At 39.5% G+C, this 16,296-nt stretch carries 14 protein-coding genes and 2 tRNA genes; 9 read left to right on the top strand and 7 right to left on the bottom strand.

Annotated elements, in window-relative coordinates; all coding sequences use genetic code 11:
- The first annotated feature begins 29 nt into the window (after positions 1 to 29).
- Genes I6E85_RS15200 through I6E85_RS15185 form a run of 4 tightly spaced genes read left to right on the top strand, consistent with a single transcriptional unit; the run spans position 30 to position 3,579 of the window.
- Complete coding sequence (locus I6E85_RS15200; protein ID WP_010552606.1) at positions 30 to 311, top strand: F0F1 ATP synthase subunit C; 282 nt, start codon at positions 30 to 32, stop codon at positions 309 to 311.
- A gap of 3 nt (positions 312 to 314) precedes the next feature.
- Complete coding sequence (locus I6E85_RS15195) at positions 315 to 1,115, top strand: F0F1 ATP synthase subunit delta (protein ID WP_010552607.1); 801 nt, start codon at positions 315 to 317, stop codon at positions 1,113 to 1,115.
- Positions 1,115 to 2,695, top strand: coding sequence for an alternate F1F0 ATPase, F1 subunit alpha (locus I6E85_RS15190; protein ID WP_024607606.1), 1,581 nt, complete (start codon positions 1,115 to 1,117; stop codon positions 2,693 to 2,695). Before I6E85_RS15195 ends, I6E85_RS15190 begins: the two co-directional genes overlap by 1 nt.
- Positions 2,692 to 3,579 (top strand): F0F1 ATP synthase subunit gamma, encoded by an 888-nt coding sequence (locus tag I6E85_RS15185; protein ID WP_024607607.1) that lies wholly within the window; start codon positions 2,692 to 2,694, stop codon positions 3,577 to 3,579. The genes I6E85_RS15190 and I6E85_RS15185 overlap by 4 nt, the downstream gene beginning before the upstream one ends.
- A gap of 648 nt (positions 3,580 to 4,227) precedes the next feature.
- Here the strand turns inward: I6E85_RS15185 and I6E85_RS15180 are convergent.
- From I6E85_RS15180 to I6E85_RS15165, 4 genes are all read right to left on the bottom strand, one after another.
- Positions 4,228 to 4,304, bottom strand: a tRNA-Val gene (locus I6E85_RS15180).
- Between the two features lie 248 nt (positions 4,305 to 4,552).
- A tRNA-Val gene (locus I6E85_RS15175) sits at positions 4,553 to 4,629 on the bottom strand.
- Positions 4,630 to 4,742: 113 nt separating this feature from the next.
- On the bottom strand, positions 4,743 to 5,807 hold the full coding sequence (locus I6E85_RS15170; RefSeq protein ID WP_197237096.1) for a DUF3080 family protein: 1,065 nt from the start codon (positions 5,805 to 5,807) through the stop codon (positions 4,743 to 4,745).
- Positions 5,770 to 7,140, bottom strand: coding sequence for an MATE family efflux transporter (locus I6E85_RS15165; protein ID WP_007585131.1), 1,371 nt, complete (start codon positions 7,138 to 7,140; stop codon positions 5,770 to 5,772). Before I6E85_RS15165 ends, I6E85_RS15170 begins: the two co-directional genes overlap by 38 nt.
- Before the next feature lie 128 nt (positions 7,141 to 7,268).
- Here I6E85_RS15165 and I6E85_RS15160 point away from each other — a divergent pair, with 128 nt between their 5' ends.
- Positions 7,269 to 7,895, top strand: a complete 627-nt coding sequence (locus I6E85_RS15160) for a riboflavin synthase (protein WP_007585130.1) — start codon at positions 7,269 to 7,271, stop codon at positions 7,893 to 7,895.
- Between the two features lies 1 nt (position 7,896).
- Here I6E85_RS15160 and I6E85_RS15155 read toward each other — a convergent pair whose 3' ends face one another.
- Positions 7,897 to 8,100 carry a CPXCG motif-containing cysteine-rich protein gene (locus tag I6E85_RS15155; protein WP_008166246.1) on the bottom strand — a complete coding sequence of 68 codons (204 nt, stop codon included), beginning with the start codon at positions 8,098 to 8,100 and terminating at the stop codon, positions 7,897 to 7,899.
- Between the two features lie 103 nt (positions 8,101 to 8,203).
- A complete protein-coding gene (locus tag I6E85_RS15150; RefSeq protein ID WP_197237095.1) occupies positions 8,204 to 9,076 on the bottom strand; it encodes a fructosamine kinase family protein in 873 nt (290 codons plus the stop codon).
- A gap of 125 nt (positions 9,077 to 9,201) precedes the next feature.
- On the opposite strand from I6E85_RS15150, the gene I6E85_RS15145 reads away from it, so the two are divergent.
- The 4 genes from I6E85_RS15145 to I6E85_RS15130 all read left to right on the top strand — a co-directional run bounded on the left by I6E85_RS15145 (position 9,202) and on the right by I6E85_RS15130 (position 13,695).
- Complete coding sequence (locus tag I6E85_RS15145; protein WP_024607611.1) at positions 9,202 to 9,894, top strand: hypothetical protein; 693 nt, start codon at positions 9,202 to 9,204, stop codon at positions 9,892 to 9,894.
- 278 nt (positions 9,895 to 10,172) lie between these two features.
- Entirely contained in the window at positions 10,173 to 10,958 is a 786-nt protein-coding gene (locus tag I6E85_RS15140; protein ID WP_007585117.1) for a hypothetical protein, read from the top strand.
- A 100-nt stretch (positions 10,959 to 11,058) separates the two neighbouring features.
- Positions 11,059 to 12,441: an amidohydrolase gene (locus I6E85_RS15135; protein WP_007585115.1), complete on the top strand. Its 1,383-nt coding sequence runs from the start codon at positions 11,059 to 11,061 to the stop codon at positions 12,439 to 12,441.
- Positions 12,442 to 12,453: 12 nt separating this feature from the next.
- Positions 12,454 to 13,695: an amidohydrolase family protein gene (locus I6E85_RS15130; RefSeq protein ID WP_197237094.1), complete on the top strand. Its 1,242-nt coding sequence runs from the start codon at positions 12,454 to 12,456 to the stop codon at positions 13,693 to 13,695.
- Between the two features lie 122 nt (positions 13,696 to 13,817).
- Here I6E85_RS15130 and I6E85_RS15125 read toward each other — a convergent pair whose 3' ends face one another.
- Positions 13,818 to 16,040 carry an NADP-dependent isocitrate dehydrogenase gene (locus I6E85_RS15125; RefSeq protein WP_007585113.1) on the bottom strand — a complete coding sequence of 741 codons (2,223 nt, stop codon included), beginning with the start codon at positions 16,038 to 16,040 and terminating at the stop codon, positions 13,818 to 13,820.
- Positions 16,041 to 16,296 lie beyond the last annotated feature (256 nt).

The raw sequence follows: 16,296 nt of genomic DNA, 5'->3' as shown, positions 1-16,296 counted from the left end.
TATTTCTACACATCATACTTGGAGAGAACATGGATAGCATGACAATGATCGCAATGGCATCAATCGTTATTTCAGGAATTACAATTAGTTTTGGTTGTTTAGGTCCATCGCTTGGCGAAGGTAAAGCAGTAGCAACGGCATTGAGTGCATTAGCACAGCAACCTGATGCATCAGCAACTATTACGCGCACGCTCTTTGTAGGGCTTGCGATGATTGAATCGACCGCAATATACTGTTTTGTCGTGTCGATGATTCTTATTTTTGCCAATCCGTTTTGGAACTACGCTATCGCACAAGCTGCAGGAAGTTAAACCATGCTAATTGATTGGTTTACAGTTGCAGCCCAAGTGGTTAATTTTTTAATTTTGGTGTGGTTACTAAAACGCTATTTATATAAACCAATTTTGCACGCTATTGATAAGCGAGAAGAGCGTATAGCCGCTGAGTTAGACGATGCTGAAACAAACCAAAATGAAGCACTGGCGGAGCGTGAAAAGTTTTTTCTGAAAAATGAAGAGTTTGAACAACAACGTACACAAAAGATGCAACAAGTAAGCGTGAGTGCTAAGCAAGCAGAGCAAACACTTATGTTAGAGGCGCAAAAAAGAGTCCAAAGCTGGGGCACTAAATATCAACAAAATATAGTAAAAGAGACTGATAATTTAAAGGAGTCTTTAAGTCGAAAAGTTAAGCAAGAGGTATTTGCTATTAGTCGCAAAACCTTAACTGAACTGGCATCAACAACTTTAGAACAACAAATATGTGAGGTGTTTACAGCGCGCTTATATAAGCTTGATGACGACAAAAAAACCACTTTAGCGCAGGCGCTAAGTACAAATAGTGAATTTGTACCTGCCTTAATTCAAAGTGCGTTTGAGCTAACTGAATCTCAGCGTTTAGCACTTAAGAATGCTATTAATACTGTGTTTTCAAAAGATATTACCATTAAATTCACCACCGATGAGAGCCTTATCAGCGGGATTGAGTTATGTGTCAATGGACAAAAGCTGGTGTGGAGTATTGACGATTACTTACAATCAATCGAGCAGGAAGTTGATATGCTACTAAAACAAAAAACAGCTCAGCCTACAACTTCTCAACCTGTTGATAAGTGATGAGTAACCTTAGCGAAAACACTCAAAATAAAAACACAAAAATACACAGTTTAAGAAACGCGTTTGGTGATGTATTTAAGCACATTCAGCAAGGGCTAAAAACAGTTAACTCAAAATTGAACTTACATGAAGTTGGTATTATTACCAGTGTATCAACGGGTATTGCGAAGGTGTCGGGATTACCTGGCGTTGGCTTTGAGGAACTAATTATATTTCCCGGTAATGTGCTTGGAATTGCGTTTAATATTGATGAAAAAGAAGTCGGTGTTGTGCTTTTAGGTGAATACGCCCACTTACAAGCTGGGGATGAAGTGCGCCGCAGTGGTCGTGTAATGGATGTAGCGGTTGGCAATGCGCTATTAGGGCGAGTGATAAACCCACTTGGCGAGGCACTAGACGGTGGAAGCGTTATACAAACCGAGCAGCGTTTACCAATAGAGCGTCCAGCTGCACCAATTATGGACCGCTCTCCTGTTACTACGCCTTTGCAAACCGGACTTATTGTAATTGATGCGATGATCCCAATAGGGCGAGGACAACGAGAGCTTATTTTAGGTGACAGGCAAACAGGTAAAACAGCTATAGCCATAGACACGATTTTAAATCAGCGAGAACAAAATGTAATTTGTATTTATTGCGCTATTGGTCAGCGGGCATCAACGGTCGCTAAATCAATAGCAATATTACGCGCGCAAAATGCAATGGCTTATACGGTTGTTGTTGCAACAGAGGGTAATGAGCCACCGGGCTTACAGTATATAGCGCCTTACGCTGCAACCAGTATTGCAGAATATTTTATGGAGCAAGGACGTGATGTACTTATTGTATATGACGATTTAACTAAGCACGCAAGAGCTTACCGCGAGTTGTCTTTGTTGTTACGACGACCGCCCGGACGAGAAGCATTTCCTGGGGATATTTTTTATATTCATTCACGATTACTAGAGCGTGCGACCCATTTAAATAAAGAACGTGGCGGTGGTTCCTTGACCGCACTCCCCATTATAGAGACCGAAGCTCAAAATATTTCAGCCTATATTCCAACTAATTTAATTTCGATTACCGACGGACAAATTTATTTATCACCCTCATTATTTGCTCTAGGTGTATTACCAGCCGTTGACGTTGGTAAGTCGGTTTCTCGTGTGGGCGGTAAAGCACAGCGTGCTGCATTTCGTGCAGTTGCTGGCGATCTAAAGCTTGCATATGCTCAATTTGAAGAGCTAGAAACCTTTGCTCGTTTTGGTGCCCGACTTGATGATGATACACGGCGTATAATTGAACATGGACGGCGAATTCGAGCGAGCTTACATCAATCTGAATCATCACCTATGCCAGTGCCTGAGCAAATTATGCTATTACTCGCACTCAGTAATGGCTTTTTAGATTCGATTGAACTGCTAAAAATAAACGACGCAAAAAATATTCTTAAAAAAGCAGTTGCGCAGTTAGACGATACTTTGTGTGATAGATTTGATACCGCTAAAAGCTTAAGTGATGACGATCGACAAACAATTGTTGAGTTGGCTAAGCGCGCACTTGTTGATTTTGAGTCTGAAAACAAGGCAATAACAACATGAGCAATAGTGCCGCTAATTTACGCCATAAAATAGCCAGTGCAAGTGATTTACAAGGCGTTGTAAAAACGATGAAGGCACTTGCTGCCTCGAGTATTGGGCAATATGAAAAATCGATTAGCTCATTGACCGATTACTACCGGGCAGTTGAGTTAGGATTAAGTGCGAGTTTGCGTGATGACATGTCATCTCAATTTTCACCACAACCCAAAAATTTAAATGAAAGCAGAGTGGGTGTGATCATATTCGGCTCAGATCAAGGGTTGGTAGGGCAATTTAATGAAAGTATCACCGACTTTACAATTAAAGCGCTAAGTAACGAGACCCAGCCACCTCTAATTTGGGTAGTAGGCGCACGTGCTGCATCTCGACTTACCGATGCCGGCTTTAATTTAGTAAAAGTATACACAGTGCCAGTGAGTGTTCACGATATAGATACCTTAGTTAGGCAAATTCAAATAGACAGTGAATCAAGCTTGGTTCTTAATCCTGGTTGCCGTGTATTGGTGTTTTATAATCAACCTAAACAAGGCGCGCTTTATGAATGTGTGTCTCAGCGATTACTCCCACTTGACGAGCAATGGCGAGATAATTTTAAAAATATTTTATGGCCAACTAAAGCTTTGCCAGAAGTACTCTGTAAGCACTCTACAACAATAAGGGCATTGATCCGCGAGTATATTTTTATTTCTCTTTATCGTGCATGTGCCGAGTCGTTGGTCAGCGAAAATAGCAGCCGTCTTGGCGCAATGCAACGCGCTGAAAAAAATATTGAAGAGCTACTTGATAAGCTTTCGAGTGAGTTTAATACTCTGCGTCAAAGTACCATTGACGAGGAGTTGAGTGATGTACTTGCAGGTTATGAATTACTAAATAAAATAGACTAGAGGCTGTTGATCTTAGAGGTTGAATTTGCAGCTGTATGTGTTGTTTTTTAATCAAAACATCGCCTATACAGTGCGGTTATTGACTCTTTGTTACTCGATTTTTACTTATTCTTACAAGAATGTAAGCCATCAGAGTAACGCAGAAGCCGTTACCGAGCCCAATAGGTTACAAATCGCGCACGATTACCCCCCCGTAAATTGAATGAATTTTAATCATGAAATGTCAACAAAACTCACAAGGATAATTTACAAGAAATAAAGCTATAACCTGGTTGTAAGCGATCGTTAATTAATGATTAACTGTTGAAGTTGAGTGTTCAATAGTGGGTAGTGCTTTTTCTTTGAGGTATTTTATTATTGTTGTGAACTGGTATGACTGAGTGGATTCGAACTGCTGACCCTTGGACCGGGTGATCAAGAGTGGGTAGTGCTTTTTCTTTGGTTTTTTTCATTACTTTTAAGTGGTACGACTGAGTGGATTCGAACTGCTGACCCTTGGACCGGGTGATCAAGAGTGGGTAGTGCTTTTTCTTAGGTTTTTTATTACTTTGAAGTGGTACGACTGAGTGGATTCGAACTGCTGACCCTTGGACCGGGTGATCAAGAGTGGGTAGTGCTTTTACTTAAGTTTTTTTCATTACTTTGAAGTGGTACGACTGAGTGGATTCGAACCACCGACCCCTACCATGTCAAGGTAGTGCTCTAACCAACTGAGCTACAGTCGTACAATTTTTGAATTCTTAAATAAATTTATTCTGTGATATTAGAATAAATTTGGTACGACTGAGTGGATTCGAACTACTGACCTTTGGACCGGGTGATCAAGAGTAGGTAGTGCTTTTTCCTTCAGATGTACTTTTATTTATTTTACTTAAATTTTGGTACGAATGAGTGGATTCGAACTACTGACCTTTGGACCGGGTGGTCAAGAGTAGGTAGTGCTCTTTCCTTCGATTATACGTTTCATTAATGTTGGTACGACTGAGTGGATTCGAACCACCGACCCCTACCATGTCAAGGTAGTGCTCTAACCAACTGAGCTACAGTCGTATTACTTTATTTAAGTAGGTGTTAATTGCTTAACAACGGCGGCTAATATATAGCGTGGCGGTTGGTGAATCAAGCAAGTTTGTTGTTTTTGAGTTTATTTGCCGTTTTTTTATTCATATTGGGCTTATTTCACACGTTTTATAAAAACCTTGCCACCAAACCACGTGTTTTTTAGCTGAGCTTTTTAGTAAGTTCAGTAAGTTACTTGCTGAGTCCGTTTTGACTAAGTTATTAATTTTAGGACTTGAGATACTTTCGTTAAACCAAAGCTCATTATAAAGCGGTTGTAGTACCTCTAGATAACCAGTTAACTGCGCTTGATAGGGCTGAATTTCTTTTAGGTAAAACTTTTGAAATACGTTGTTTACGATTTTTGCGCTTTTATTATTTTTACCCTGAGGGCATAGGGTATTCAAGTTTAGTGTTTTTACAAACTGCGTGGCGTTGTTATTTAACACTACCTGTTTACGGGCCGATTGAATGAGTGCTTGGTTAAATTGAAATTTATTAAGCTGCTCGAGTGCACTAAAAATAGAATCGCTATTAATTTCACTAAATTCTTTAGCCTTAATTTGTTGCTTAATGAGTACAAGTTGCTTTAGCGCAAGTACGGTATCACTAAAACCAGCAGGTTCAGTAGTAAGCTCGTTTGAAGTGAGTTGCCAAGTACGATTTAGCTCAGGCTCTTTAAATAACATGGTGTTAAAAAAGTGCATTAGGTGTGTTTCTTTGTAGTTTTTGGCTGCGAGTATTTTTGTGTAACTAGGACTATTTTTATCAAGCGTGTTTAAGCAAACCTGTGCACTTTTAATAAAGTTTATTTGATATTTTAATTGCCCAGCAGCGCTGGCGGTTTTTCCTAATTGGTTATTGTGCTCACTTATAAGCACGTTAAGCTTACATTGGCTAATGCCTGCAAGCTCAACAATGCTCAGTGTTAAGTCACTTTGTGCTATTGGGGTAGGCTGCAGTAAGGGGAGTTGCTTGAGTGGCGCAGGCTGTGTTGGGCTTGTATCAACTGTGCTACTTAAGCGTTCAATATAAGTAACGTTTATACTACTTTGTGGTTTGTTGCAGCCAGTAAGCGTTAAAAAACACATTACCAGCAAAGTAGCTGGTAATGTTTTAAGGCTGAGTTTATTAGTTTTGATTGAGTGCATCAATTTTAAGAAATTCATATTTTAGACGTTTTTTTACCGTTAGCATTAATAAAATAGCAGCGACACTAAGTCCCACTATTATCCCAGTCCAGAAACCGTGTGGCCCCATAGCTGGCACAATTATGTCTGTTCTTGCCAATACGTAACCTAAACAAAAGCCGATTAACCAATACGATATAAACGTAATATACGATATAGGCGTGGTGTATTTTAACCCACGGAGTATGCCATTTGCTGCAACTTGAAGTGCATCAGGTAATTGGTAAATACACGCTAAAATCATAATTGATGAAGCCAATGCCATAACAGCAGGGCTGTCGGTATACAGTTGGCTAATTAAATCACGACCGGCAAACGTAATAAGCGCTAAAAATAACGCCACAGCAATGGCTAAAATATAGCTGGTAGAAACCGCAACTTTTAATTGAGTCATGTTCTTTTGGCCGTATAAGTTACCTATACGAATGCTGATAGCGATTGATAGGCTCAGCGGCATCATAAATAGCAATGTAGTTACACTGGCTGCTATTTGATGCCCCGATATAGCTACTGCACCTAAATGCGCTATAAATAGCGGTATACACGCAAATAAAGTGACTTCAAAAAAGGTGGCGAGTGAAATTGGTATACCTAACTTAGTAATAATACCAATGGTAGTGAAATTAGGTTTTTCGAATGATGAAAGCAGGCCTTTAGCATCTACTTTTTTACTCATTTGGCAGTAAGTGACTTGTGCTATTGCCATAACAGTTAAAACAATTGCAGTGGCAATGCCACAGCCCGCGCCGCCATAAGCAGGAAAACCAAATAAGCCATTTATGAAAATATAATTTACCGGAATATTAACAGCTAAACCTAATAGGCTTATGTAAAACGCGGGCTTGGTCATTCCCATACCTTCGGTAACGTTTCTGTATACCGTAAAAATTAAAAATCCAAATACACCCCATTTCACAAAGTGAATGTAGTCAATGGCAAGGTTTGCAATTGCAGGCGTTGTATCGAGCTTAAAAATAATAGCATCTGCTAAATGGGCAATTCCAAAGCCTGTAAAGCTCAAAATAGCGGTTAAATAAAGCGCTTGTTGAAAATAGTGGCTAATGCCTTTGCGGTCATCACTGCCCGAAAACTGCGCAATAATACCAGTAAGCGCTAATAAAATACCTTGAAGGCCAAGTAATAAAGGGTTCCATATTCCTGTTGCAATAGACAGTGCAGCTAAGTCAGTAGGGCTAACTTGGCCTGCCATAATTGTGTCGACGACCGACATTAAAATAAGTGTAACTTGCGCTAAAAAAACAGGTAAAGCGAGGGAAAGTAAACGCTTGGCTTCCCAATTGCAAAAGGTCATAAAAACAGCTAGTTGATAAAATAGGGCGTAATTGTAATCTATTGGGGTTTAAATAAAAATCACAGTAGTGAATGATTTTATGAGTTGATACGTTAAACTAGCACTTTGTAATAATTTAAAGTGATTTTATGTTTACAGGAATAGTGCAAACGCAAGCTACGGTGGTCTCTAAGACTCAAACAGACGGTGTTTTACGCTTAGTTGTATCGGTGAGCGATGAGTACGTTAAGCATTTAGATTTAGGCGCAAGTATTGCTATTAATGGCTGTTGTTTAACAGTTGTGCAAGTTGAGCTAAGTAATCACGATGTGGTAGCGCAAGTGCATTTTGATGTGATTGACGAAACCCTAAAGTTAACTAATTTAGGACTGCTTGAGCTAGGTAGTTTAGTTAATTACGAACGCTCTGTTACGTTTGGTACTGAGCTAGGTGGGCATATAGTGTCTGGGCATATTCATTGTACGTCACAAATTTCTCAAATAGTGAAGCTTGAGAATAACTGCAAAATACAACTCAGCTTGCCAAAAGAGTGGCAAAAGTATGTGTTATATAAAGGGTTTGTTGCGATAAATGGCGCAAGCTTAACCGTGGGCGAAGTTGATGAACAAGGTTTTTGGTTACACCTAATTCCGGAAACGCTCGCCATTACAAACATTGGTGCAGCGCAAGTGGGTGACAAGTTTAATATTGAAGTTGATCAGCAAACTTACACTATTGTAAATACGGTAGAAAACTACTTACGCCATCAGGCTTAAGTTAAAATATTTGTTCGTCGTCACTGTCTACGTGTAGCTCTAATTTATTGTTAGCATGATCTATATGCATATTTAAATGAATTGGGTTACAGCAGGCAGTGCAATCTTCTATGTAGTCTTGATCGCCCATGCTTGCGTCTAAGTCTAAATGTATGTGGTGTCCGCAGTGTGGGCACGTTATTCGTTGTGATAAAAAATCTTTCATAATCACTCCAGTTATAAATAATTAAGTTAGATTCAACTTAATCGCTTACAGATGAACGCCTACTTACTCATTAAATATAGTGCTGAAATGCAGCTTATGACACTTATTTTATACCTTCAAACACCAGTTTTTCTATATGTTGTTTAGCTTCAGTAAGATAGTGACCGGCAAAGATGTTAGCGTGATTTAAAATAGGGTATAGCTGGTATATTAACTTACGTTTTTCGTAATTTTGAGAAAGCGGGTAGTGCTGGTTATAGGCGCTATAAAAGTCTTTTGGAAGTGGCGCAAATAGTTCGCTCATTGCAATATCCACTTCCCGATCACCATAATAACAAGCCGGGTTAAATAATGTTGGCTCTGCTTTTAAAAAGCCCATATTGCCACGCCAAAAATCGCCATGCAGTAATGAAGGCTCAACTTGATGACTATGCAGCTGTTCTTTAACGGCATTAATTAAGCGCTCGGGTTCAATAAAGTTAATGCCTTTCTCAGCGATTAACTGTAATTGCCACCCTATACGTTCTTCGGCGTAAAATACATCCCACTTTTTGTGCCAACGATTAGGTTGTATGGTAGTGGCTATATAGTTGTCTACATCAAAACCAAACATGGCTTGGTCGTGCTTTTGATGCATTTTAGCGAGGCTGCTTCCCATAGTTGCCCACGTGTTGTGGGGTTGTTTATCTAAAACAAGCCACTGTAAAACAATAAACGAAAACTCTATATTTGCACCGGTTGTAATACATTTAGGGACTTTAAAATTACTATTTTGCGCTAAAAGCTTTAAGCCAATAAATTCACTTTCTAAACGCTCGAGTTCGCTTTTTAATGCTATTTTAACGAAGAAGTTATGCGTACCATTGGTAATATGAAATAGTTTGTCGGTATTTGTACTTTGTAATTGGCGTTTATAGGTGTGTTTAAAGTCAAAATTAATGGCTTGGCTGATGTGCTCATTTACTGTTTTCCACATAACAATTGCTCGCCTTTTAAACAGATACTTAAACTATGGCAAAAAGGTATTAATTTAACAATCTAAACGTTGTAAAATTAATGACTATATTGCATAAAAATTACACTTACTGTAATGGAGTAAAAATGAACAAAAGTTTAATAACCAATTTGCTAGCGGGTTTATGTGTTGTTGTAGGTTTTATGTTTAACCAAGCAATTGTGTTATCAGTTGGTTTATTTGCACTTTCTGGCGCGGTAACTAATTTATTAGCGATTCATATGTTGTTTGAAAAAGTCCCGTTTTTATATGGCTCAGGCGTTATAGCGCTTAAGTTTGAAAGCTTTAAAATCGCAATTAGAAACTTAATATTAACGGAGTTTTTTTCAGAGCAAAAAATTAATAATTTACTCAATAAAGCGCAGCCCAATATCGATTTTGAGCCAATAATTAGTAATGTTGATTTAAACCCCGCATTCGACAATTTGTTAGAGGTAATAGAGCAATCTCAGTTTGGTAGCATGCTTGGGATGTTTGGCGGCACAGCAGCAATAGAGCCAATGCGTGAAAAGTTTATTGAAAAAATGCAATTGTCGCTTAGTGAGATTTCCCAAACTGACGACTTTAAAGCATTAGTAAGCCAAACACTCTCACAAGGTAATAGCGCAGAGAGCCTACATAAAACAGTACTTAAATTAGTTGATGAGCGCTTAGATGAGCTTACCCCAAAAATGGTTAAAGAGATTATTCAAACCATGATCCGCGAGCACTTAGGCTGGCTTGTAGTATGGGGTGGTGTGTTTGGTGGCTTGTTTGGTTTAATAGCGGCCGTGATTTAAATATAGCTACTGATACCAATTAAAAAACAATCATTCTATCGCATTAAATAGCGCACTCACTGCGTTAAAAGTTGTTCGTGTACGAGTGCATGGATACAGGAGGTAGAGCAATGCAGGGAGCAATTAGTGATAGCAACTACACGTTATAATTTCGCCTTGTTATTGCGCTACTTTATTAGCGCAATAATAGATTACTAATTTAATGTAATTGGTATGACTTATTTTTTCAGGCTGTTATTATCGCCCCCATAATTTAGTCGTATTTTTTAGGAGCAACGGTGAGCAAAACGTTAGCCAGTTATTATCAGCAAGCATACGCTTGCGATCAGCAGCATTTTAACCAGTGTTTTTATTGTGGCTGTGAAGCGACAGAGCGCGACCATTGTCCGCCGCTGCATATGCTACAAAGCATTGTTGATTTAGGTGAAGAAGCTGATTTTATATCTATTCCTGCGTGTTATGAGTGCCATGCACTTTTACATAACGAAAGGCTGATGACGATTGATGAGCGCTTTACTAAAATGAAAAAAAAGCTTGCCACTAAATATGCAAAACCTCTGCGTGTTTATAACATGTGGGAAGAAAACGAACTTGGCGATATGAGCGATGAGTTTGCGCATAGTATTCAAGCGGGTATGAAATTAGGTAAAGAAGCCGCTGAGCGTTTAGCGTTTACTGGTTTTAGCTATGCCACAGAAGATGCCAAAGTAGCAGTACGTGAAAAAACAAAAGAGTTTGATGTAGAAGGCATGATATTTACCGACTTTAAAGAGGCGCTAAATTACTGCATTAATGATTTAAACGTACAAAAAAGTGACTTTTATAAAATTTTGGTTGAAGACTACCAAGGGGATTTTAATAAAGCGCTAAGCCAGTATCGTCATCGTCATGACAAAGTAACTGCAGCTAAAGACGGTAATACAATTATTAAAGATTTTTCTAAGTTACATAAGCAAAACTCTGATTTTGTAACGCGTACGGTTAAGCACTTTATTAGTAAAGATCCATCGCTTACAACCGAAGGTGCGCTTGAAAAGTTGTATAACAATTATATAAAGAAATAATTACAGATATTCATCTTAATTAACTGCGTTTTCACCTGTTTTTTTGGCTTTATTCCTTAGCTTTCGCTAAAGTAGCAAAAAAACAGGAGATCCAAACAACATGCAAAAATTTGCACCTTCTTTATTAGCAGTTGGCTTAGCTGCTGCACTTGTAGGTTGCCAAGAAAACGGCCCGCAAGACGATAAAATAACAATCAACAAAAATCCTTACCCAAGCACTTATCAGCCCGTTTCTACATCAAGCACACTTATTACAAATGCAACAGTACTTACAGGTACTGGTGAGCGTTTAGATGAGGCTGATGTATTACTTGTTGACGGCAAAGTACAACAAGTTGGTAAAGACTTAACTGCTACTGCTGATATTACAATTGATGCACAAGGCAAATGGGTAACACCGGGTATTATTGACGTACATTCACATTTAGGTGCATACCCAAGCCCTTCGGTTGAGTCGCATCAAGATGGTAACGAAATGACCAGCCCTAACACTGCAGAAGTGTGGGTTGAGCATTCTGTTTGGCCACAAGATCCAGGCTTTAATCGTGCACGCGAAGGCGGCATTACTTCTCTACAAATTTTACCAGGCTCAGCTAACTTATTTGGTGGACGCGGCGTTACGCTTAAAAACGTCCCTGCACACACTATGCAAGGTATGAAATTTCCAGAGGCGCCGTATGGTTTAAAAATGGCGTGTGGTGAAAACCCTAAACGTGTTTATGGTCGTCAAGGTGTATTGCCTTCAACTCGTATGGGTAATATGGCTGGTTATCGTATGGCGTGGGCTGAAGCCGCTGAATACAAACGTGCATGGGATAAGTACGATGCCGATTATGAAGCAGGTTTAAACCCAGAAGCACCAGTACGTGATATTAAACACGATACGCTTCGTGGTGTGCTTGAGGGCGAAGTACGTATTCATAATCATTGTTATAAAGCTGAAGAAATGGCAATGATGATTGACCTGTCAAAAGAATTCAATTACGACGCGGGTACATTCCATCACGGTGTAGAAGCATATAAAATTGCTGACCTACTTGCTGAGAATGGCTCGTGTGCTGCACTTTGGCCAGACTGGTGGGGTTTTAAAATGGAAGCCTACGACATGGTTCAAGAAAACGTAGCTATTGTTGATGCTGTTAAAAATTCATGTGCAGTTGTCCACTCAGATTCAGATACCACTATTCAGCGCTTAAACCAAGAAGCTGGCAAGGTTATGTACCGTGCTAACGAAAACGGTTTTGATATTTCTGAGCAACACGCTATTAAATGGATCACGGCTAACGCTGCTAAGTCGTTAGGTATTGATGACAAAACAGGTTCACTAGAAGCGGGTAAGCAGGGCGATGTTGTTATTTGGAATCAAAGCCCATTTAGTGTTTATGCTAAAGCTGAACAAGTGTTTGTTGATGGTGCAAAAGTTTACGATAGAAACGACAGCGCGTATCAAGCTACAAGTGATTTTATGTTAGGTCAACAATAAGGAGCACCCAGAATGAAAAATTTATCACGTTCGTTTTCGCTTTCTCTGGTTGCTGCAGGATTATTAGCATCTGGTGCTGTAAGCGCACAATCGCTAGCAATTATTAATGCAACATTGCATACGTCATCTGATCAAGGTGTATTAGAAGCGGCAAGCATTGTAATGACAGATGGTAAAATCACAGCGATTAACCCAACTGAAATTAAAGTAGATCAAATTATTGATGCAAAGGGCCAAATTGTAACCCCTGGCTTTATTGCAAGTATTAATCAACTTGGTTTAGTTGAAGTAAGTGCAGTTGCGGGCTCTCGCGATGCAGGCGAGGAAAAAGCCAGTATTGATTTTGACGTAAGTCTTGCTTACAACGCACATTCAAGCTTAATCCCTTACGCTCGTAAAGGCGGTGTAACACGCGATGTCATTACCCCTCATGGCGGCGATAGCATTTTTTCAGGCCTTGCGAGTGTTGTTGATTTAAGTGGTAGTTTTGACAGCGACATGCAAAAACAAGCGGCTTTAATTGTTTACTTAGGTGAGCGCAGTAAAGGCTCTCGTGCTTTTACTTTGCAAACACTGATTAATAAACTTGATGAGCACAAAACGAAAGCCGGTAAAAAAGCTAAAAAAGATGACGACAAGCCAAGTACTGAAGACAAAGTAATGGCAAGAGTACTCAGTGGCGAAATGCCATTAGTGGTTGGCGTATCACGTGCGGCAGATATTATTGAGCTTATTAAAGTAAAAGAGCAATTTGGTATTAACTTAGTACTTAACGGCGCACAAGACGCTGTTGTAGTTAAAGAGCGCGTTGCTAAAGCAAATATCCCAGTGATTATTAGTGCAATGGACAGCTTACCAGCAAGTTTTGATTCGCTTCATGCGAGTTTAGATAATGCAGGTGTGCTAGAAAAAGCAGGCGTTAAAGTATTATTAACGGTAGGTGGTGATGCAAGTCACAACATTTATCAGCTGCGTTTTGATGCTGGTAATGCAGTATCGTATGGTATGAGCCAAGAAGGTGCGTTAAAAGCGGTTACATCAAACGTTGCTGATGTATTTGGTATTAATGCAGGTAGCCTTGAAGTAGGTAAAGCTGCTGATGTAGTAATGTGGAGTAATGACCCGTTTGAACTAAGCAGCCACGTGAGCAAAATGTTTATTAATGGCGTTGAGGTATCTACACAATCTCGTCAAGATAAACTGCGTGACCGTTATACGACTGATTCAAAAATGCCACGGGCTTATACTAAATAATTAAAATAAATTTAATTATTTAAAGGCCGCTATTTTATAAATAGCGGCCTTTTTTACAAGATACAGACATAAAAAAGCCGCTTACTTTTACAAGTAAGCGGCTTTTAAATTTAAACCAATATTTATACTAATTTAGCAAGAATATCGTTAAATGTAGTGCTTGGACGCATCGCTTTAAAGGCTGCATCATCGTTAGGCTGGAAGTAACCGCCTAAATCAACTGCAGGGCCTTGCGCATCGTTAAGTTCACTTACGATTTGTTCTTTATTAGACTCAAGGTCGCTAGCAATTTGAGTAAACTGTGCTTTAAGTTCACTGTCATCATTTTGCTTAGCAAGTTCTTGTGCCCAGAATAAAGATAGGAAGAAATGAGAACCACGGTTATCAATTTCTTTCACTTTACGTGAAGGAGACTTGTTTTCTGCTAAGAAAGTGCCTGTCGCTTTATCTAGTGTATCAGCAAGAACTTGTGCTTTGTTGTTACCCGTAGTTACGCTAAGGTGCTCAAGCGATGCAGCAAGTGCTAAAAATTCACCTAAAGAATCCCAACGTAAGTGGTTTTCTTTTTCGAATTGTTGAACATGCTTAGGTGCAGAACCACCCGCGCCAGTTTCAAATAATCCACCACCGTTCATAAGTGGAACAATTGAAAGCATTTTAGCACTCGTACCTAGCTCTAAAATTGGGAATAAATCTGTAAGGTAATCACGTAAAACGTTACCTGTTACAGAAATAGTGTCTTTACCTTCTTTAATACGCGCTAGTGAGAACAATGTTGCTTCAAGCGGTGCTAAAATTTGAATATCTAGGCCAGCTGTATCGTGATCTGGTAGGTATTTATTTACTTTTTTGATTAGCTCTGCATCATGTGCACGGTTTTCGTCTAACCAGAAAATAGCTGGAACGCCTGTTGCGCGTGCACGATTTACTGCAAGCTTAACCCAATCTTGGATTGGTGCGTCTTTAACCTGACACATGCGCCAAATATCGCCTTGCTCAACACTGTGCTCAAGTAATGTATTACCATTTGCATCAACAACACGGATAGAACCGTCAGCTTTAGCTTCAAACGTTTTATCGTGTGAACCGTATTCTTCAGCTTTTTGAGCCATAAGGCCAACGTTAGGTACGCTACCCATAGTTGTTGGATCAAACGCGCCATTTACTTTACAAAAATCAATAGTTGCTTGGTAAATACCTGAGTAACAACGATCTGGAATTACAAAGCTAGTGTCTTGTAATTTACCATCGTTATTCCACATTTGACCGCTTGAACGGATTGCAGCAGGCATAGAAGCATCGATGATCACGTCACTTGGTACGTGTAGGTTTGTAATACCACGGTCAGAATCAACCATAGCAATAGCAGGGCGGCTGGCGTAAACAGCTTGAATGTCCGCTTCAATTTCTTCGCGCTTAGCATCGTCTAATGTTTGAATTTTAGAATATACATCGCCTAAACCATTATTTACATCAACACCTAGCTCTTCAAAAAGCTCACCGTGTTTAGCAAATACATCTTTGTAGAATACTTTTACAGCGTGACCAAAGATAATTGGATCAGATACTTTCATCATTGTCGCTTTCATGTGAAGCGAGAATAAAACACCTTTTTCTTTAGCAGCGTCAATTTCAGCAGCTAAGAAAGCTTGAAGCTTAGAAGCGCTGATGCTTGATGCATCAATAACTTCGCCAGCTAAAAGAGGCGTGCTTTGTTTAAGTACAGAAACGTCGCCGTTAGTTGCAACATGTTCAATACGTACATCAGTGGCTGTATCAACAGTTACTGACTTTTCTGAACCAAAGAAGTCGCCTTCGCTCATGCTTGCAACATAAGACTCTGAATCTTTGCTCCACGCACCCATTGAATGCGGGTTGTTACGTGCATATTCTTTTACAGAACCTGGTGCGCGACGATCTGAGTTACCTTCACGTAGTACTGGGTTTACTGCACTGCCTTTGATTTTGTCGTAAGCAGCTTGAATTGCTTTTTCTTCATCATTTTTAGGTTCAACAGGGTATTCTGGAAGAGCGTAACCTTTTGCTTGAAGCTCTTTAATTACAGCGCGAAGCTGTGGTACAGATGCACTGATGTTTGGTAGTTTGATGATGTTTGCTTCTGGTGTTTTAGCAAGCTCGCCAAGTTCAGCAAGTGCATCACCAATGCGTTGTTCTTGTGTTAAATAATCAGGGAAGCTAGCAATTACACGACCTGCTAATGAGATATCGCGAGTTTCAACTTCAACACCGGCCGCATTTGTATATGCTTGGATGATCGGTAGCAACGAGTAAGTTGCTAGTGCCGGAGCTTCGTCCGTTTTTGTATAGATAATTTTTGATGTCATCATCATTCCTAGATAGTAGACCTAATAAGGTCTTATTCAACAATGCAAAGAAAATCATTACTAATGAGTGAGTACATATGATTAAACAAGTTAATGAATACATACGCTCGTAATGAATAGTTTGTTAGGTGTTGGTACTCAGCGTTGCTCTTTTATAAAAGCAGAATAGTCACACCTGACGAACTGGAATTGTATTTATAGCTAAAAAATTAACAAAAATAAATCAGCCTTTAGCCTAGTACATATAAAAGAGGCG

The organism is Pseudoalteromonas sp. NZS71, from assembly GCF_015864715.1.
In the GTDB taxonomy this organism is placed as follows: Bacteria; Pseudomonadota; Gammaproteobacteria; order Enterobacterales; family Alteromonadaceae; genus Pseudoalteromonas; species Pseudoalteromonas arctica.
Note: the sequence above shows the minus strand (reverse complement) of the source record. Positions and strands in the feature narration are given on the sequence as shown.

What these genes read in the sequence shown, in the direction of transcription:
- I6E85_RS15125 (WP_007585113.1), bottom strand. Translation starts at nt 16,040, where the DNA reads ATGACATCAAAAATTATCTATACAAAAACGGACGAAGCTCCGGCACTA.
- I6E85_RS15135 (WP_007585115.1), top strand. Translation starts at nt 11,059, where the DNA reads ATGCAAAAATTTGCACCTTCTTTATTAGCAGTTGGCTTAGCTGCTGCA.
- I6E85_RS15190 (WP_024607606.1), top strand. Translation starts at nt 1,115, where the DNA reads ATGAGTAACCTTAGCGAAAACACTCAAAATAAAAACACAAAAATACAC.
- I6E85_RS15155 (WP_008166246.1), bottom strand. Translation starts at nt 8,100, where the DNA reads ATGAAAGATTTTTTATCACAACGAATAACGTGCCCACACTGCGGACAC.
- I6E85_RS15150 (WP_197237095.1), bottom strand. Translation starts at nt 9,076, where the DNA reads ATGTGGAAAACAGTAAATGAGCACATCAGCCAAGCCATTAATTTTGAC.
- I6E85_RS15145 (WP_024607611.1), top strand. Translation starts at nt 9,202, where the DNA reads ATGAACAAAAGTTTAATAACCAATTTGCTAGCGGGTTTATGTGTTGTT.
- I6E85_RS15170 (WP_197237096.1), bottom strand. Translation starts at nt 5,807, where the DNA reads ATGAATTTCTTAAAATTGATGCACTCAATCAAAACTAATAAACTCAGC.
- I6E85_RS15200 (WP_010552606.1), top strand. Translation starts at nt 30, where the DNA reads ATGGATAGCATGACAATGATCGCAATGGCATCAATCGTTATTTCAGGA.
- I6E85_RS15160 (WP_007585130.1), top strand. Translation starts at nt 7,269, where the DNA reads ATGTTTACAGGAATAGTGCAAACGCAAGCTACGGTGGTCTCTAAGACT.
- I6E85_RS15185 (WP_024607607.1), top strand. Translation starts at nt 2,692, where the DNA reads ATGAGCAATAGTGCCGCTAATTTACGCCATAAAATAGCCAGTGCAAGT.
- I6E85_RS15130 (WP_197237094.1), top strand. Translation starts at nt 12,454, where the DNA reads ATGAAAAATTTATCACGTTCGTTTTCGCTTTCTCTGGTTGCTGCAGGA.
- I6E85_RS15165 (WP_007585131.1), bottom strand. Translation starts at nt 7,140, where the DNA reads ATGACCTTTTGCAATTGGGAAGCCAAGCGTTTACTTTCCCTCGCTTTA.
- I6E85_RS15195 (WP_010552607.1), top strand. Translation starts at nt 315, where the DNA reads ATGCTAATTGATTGGTTTACAGTTGCAGCCCAAGTGGTTAATTTTTTA.